General features: G+C 57.6%; 6 protein-coding genes and 1 pseudogene. 3 read left to right on the forward strand and 4 right to left on the reverse strand.

Going from position 1 to position 3,038, the window contains the following annotated elements; translation table 11 throughout:
* Nucleotides 1-233: 233 nt before the first annotated feature.
* Both Q2M23_RS43290 and Q2M23_RS43295 read right to left on the reverse strand, forming a co-directional pair.
* The gene (locus tag Q2M23_RS43290; RefSeq protein ID WP_316399469.1) at nt 234-722 is read right to left on the reverse strand and encodes a cupin domain-containing protein; all 489 of its coding nucleotides are present in this window, start codon (nt 720-722) and stop codon (nt 234-236) included.
* Nucleotides 723-1,128: 406 nt separating this feature from the next.
* Nucleotides 1,129-1,548, reverse strand: coding sequence for a hypothetical protein (locus Q2M23_RS43295; RefSeq protein WP_316399474.1), 420 nt, complete (start codon nt 1,546-1,548; stop codon nt 1,129-1,131).
* Here Q2M23_RS43295 and Q2M23_RS43300 point away from each other — a divergent pair.
* From Q2M23_RS43300 to Q2M23_RS43310, 3 genes and pseudogenes are all read left to right on the forward strand, one after another.
* Nucleotides 1,495-1,649, forward strand: a pseudogene (locus Q2M23_RS43300) (IS256 family transposase); the annotation flags it as partial. The gene Q2M23_RS43295 and the pseudogene Q2M23_RS43300 sit on opposite strands and share 54 nt — an antisense overlap.
* Nucleotides 1,650-1,814: 165 nt before the next feature.
* Nucleotides 1,815-2,261, forward strand: coding sequence for a hypothetical protein (locus Q2M23_RS43305; RefSeq protein WP_316399470.1), 447 nt, complete (start codon nt 1,815-1,817; stop codon nt 2,259-2,261).
* 89 nt (nt 2,262-2,350) lie between these two features.
* On the forward strand, nt 2,351-2,554 hold the full coding sequence (locus Q2M23_RS43310; protein WP_316399471.1) for a hypothetical protein: 204 nt from the start codon (nt 2,351-2,353) through the stop codon (nt 2,552-2,554).
* 11 nt (nt 2,555-2,565) lie between these two features.
* Here Q2M23_RS43310 and Q2M23_RS43315 read toward each other — a convergent pair whose 3' ends face one another.
* Entirely contained in the window at nt 2,566-2,850 is a 285-nt protein-coding gene (locus Q2M23_RS43315; protein ID WP_316399472.1) for a hypothetical protein, read from the reverse strand.
* Between the two features lie 4 nt (nt 2,851-2,854).
* Nucleotides 2,855-3,038: hypothetical protein (locus Q2M23_RS43320; protein ID WP_316399473.1), on the reverse strand; the 184-nt coding region annotated here is incomplete at its 5' end.

A 3,038-nucleotide genomic window follows, 5' to 3' on the forward strand; every position in this document is an offset into this window, starting at 1 on the left:
ACAACATGCTGCAGAGACGCCACTTCTTGCTGCACCGAGTCAATCTGTCGCGCCCCAAAACCGTGTAGACACGCTAGCCCGGGCGCTGGGACGTTTCTTTTAGGAACGAAGCGCAAGCACTCGCATTGGTCGCCCTGTTCGGTGCCGCACCGCTACCGGCACTGCGACGCCCAGCTACACACTGGCCCCAGCATGTGCCCGCTCGCTGGGGCCGTCTCTTTTCTTCAGTGCGTCTATTTCACGGGCTCCATCATGGGTTTTCCTTTATCGACGATATGCACCGTCAACATTTTCAGGGTTTTGTCGCCAGCCACCTTGAATCCACCGTGGGGAACGTCGCGAATGTTGATCGTCGCTGCTCCCGTAGGAAACGGCACCTCTTTGCCGTCAGGTAGTGCCAAGGTTGCACCCTCCAGAACATAAACGGCTTCCTCACCATGGTGCGTGTGACGAATGAGATTGTTTCCGGGCTGTACGTCGACGACGCTGACTACAATCTCCATATTTGTGCCGGTCAAATCGGCGCGCTTTAACTCGGTGCGGTTGGTTTGAGCATTGGCTGCGCAGATGAGGGCGAAAAAAATCAAAGCGAGATATCGAAGCATCATTATCTCCTTTTGAAAATAGATGAATGAATTCGGCACGTTGTTTGCAATCTCAAATGGATGGGAATAAGTATTCAACCGCAGCTCCGGGTCGAGTGCAACGATCGGGTTAGACACGCGCGAGGCCCGCGCCAACGCAAGTAAGCCCGGCAATCAGTAACGCGCCCGCGCACGTCTCCAAGACGATCGAACGATGCTGACTTGCGTACAGGGCGAGCACAGACCCCATGATCGTGCTCACGATACCGAATTCAACGATCATTGATTCAAATCACTGAACTTTTGAAAATGGCTTTTGACGAATGAAAATGAATATCTCTGACACTACACGATGCCACGTCTGCGCGGTCGTCGCTGCTCTGCTTAAGGTTAAGGCCGGCCCCCCGTGGATTTACGGATGCGCCGCGCCGTAAGTTCATCGTCCGGTTTCGGCCTCCTGCATTTTGGATAGGGCGCGCCAGCGCCGCCGCATCGGCAAGTGTGATTGACGGTCCAAAGCGGCGGTCGTGTGCCCCAGAACGGTCTATCGCCTGCGTTCAGGATGTTTGTCGATGCACCTCTTCGCTGCAGAAATCGCTTCCAGCGTGCTCTGATAGGTCATCGTCCTGACGGTTTGACCGCCCCCGAGAGGCGTGATCTCGACCAGGAAACCGCCGCCAGGCTGTTCGATGTCCACTAACCGGTGCGCCGAATATTCGAGTTCGTCTGCCACATCCGCAGTTCCGATCTGTTTCCATTCCAATAGCGGAATGGCGACTTGACCAGTATCACCGCTCCCGTGGCCACCAGGTCGACTGAGGGCGTTCAGGGCGGACACATCGTCCGTAGTTTCCGTTGGAATGGCTCCCGAGTTAATGTCACTCGCCAAAGCGATTGACCGGTTCATGTACGGCGCGTCGTCTCCGCCTTCATCGCCACCGCCTTTGCCCAGGACGATGCCCACGCCGCCTGGCCCAGTGGCGCCGCGTCGCCGATCAGCTCCGCCCCAAGCTGCGCAAGCCTGCCGCTTTCCTGGACGAGGCCGAGACCGATGTGCTCGCCTATTGAGCGAGGCCAGGTCCAGCAGAACATCACGCGCAAAACGTCGACCTTTCAATGCAAGGTTCTGATGAGCTTGGAGGGCGCCTACGACACATTCGCCCAGATCTGTGGCGATGACGAGATCCCCGTCGAGGTCATGACGCGCGGCGCGACCAGTACTCTGTCACGATGAATGTCACGTTCGACTACATCGGACCTAGGATTGCGTTCACGGCTCACGACCCGTCGGCCAAGCTGCACGAGAACAAATCTAGTGAGAAGTGGGCCAATACGACCACGACCGACGTGATCAAGGACCTGATCGGCCGCGTCGGCATGGTCGGCAAGTTCGACGGCATGCAGAACATGGCGGGCAAGATGCTCGAGCAGGACTTCGTCAAGCTTTCCGACAACGTCAGCTTCGCCTATGTCATCCACAAGCTCGCCGAGCGTGATGGCGCGTTGGTGGGGCGACGCGCAGGGAGTGTTTTACTAGGCCACTCTCGCCTCGACCGCCGGCACCTACTCGATCTATGTCGATCAAAACTCGATGCCGGTCAAGTCAGATTGCCTGCACCTCAACGTCGACCACAACGTGCAGGCGGCCAAGGCTTCAGGGTCGACATCAAGTCCTGACACCCAAGGCAGAAGAGGGTTCTCCAATACGCCGAGATCATTCAATATCAGGTTGCTGCGCATGCCAAAGCGCAGGCCAACGAGAAGGCGTGCATGAGTTCAAGGTGAGGGCAACCGTGGTCGGCGACGCCGCAGTCGCCGCCGGCATGGCTCTCTCGCTCAAGGGCACCGGGTATTTCGACCAGACCTTCGACATCGACACCGTCAGCCCAGGACTTCGGCATGTCGGGGCACACGACGCACCTCACGGCGCGCTCCGCCAAGAAGGGGCGATCTCCGTCGTGACGCGGTGACGGTTTTTACCTCAAATTCTGGGGCGAGTGCCTGAGCCAAAGAGATACCCTAAGGCTGTTGCCGCGAGGCCCACGAAGGCCTTCATGGCATCACCTCGGAGGACCTGGTCACTGTACGCGAGCGTGGCTGCCGCGATGAGCGTCACGAGTATGGTGATGCCAGCAAAGTAAGTAGCAGCATGTTCCTTGGCCCCGAAGAATTTCCCGAGAAAGCCCATTTCCTGCTTGTTTTTGTCAGCTTCAAGGACCATCGAAGCCAACTGCTTGTCTTTAGGCAGTTCAACGCGATCGGCCATGATGTTAGTTTCCGCCCGAGAGGCTGAACGTGTAGCCGATCATGCGGTTCTTTACTTTAGGAGATCCGACAGCAGGCACGTAGAGGTCTAGCAGGCTGTTGAAAAAGGCGCTCGCCGCCGACCGAGGATCATGATTCATTGGCTCCGACGAGATTCGGAGATGGTGCGTGCGCGGCGGCGACAATCGA

This window comes from Bradyrhizobium sp. 33ap4, from assembly GCF_032654765.1.
Classification (GTDB): domain Bacteria; phylum Pseudomonadota; class Alphaproteobacteria; order Rhizobiales; family Xanthobacteraceae; genus Bradyrhizobium; species Bradyrhizobium australafricanum.

Excerpts from the sequence above, each read along its gene's own strand:
- Q2M23_RS43305 (WP_316399470.1), top strand. The coding sequence starts at position 1,815 with ATGAATGTCACGTTCGACTACATCGGACCTAGGATTGCGTTCACGGCT.
- Q2M23_RS43315 (WP_316399472.1), bottom strand. The coding sequence starts at position 2,850 with ATGGCCGATCGCGTTGAACTGCCTAAAGACAAGCAGTTGGCTTCGATG.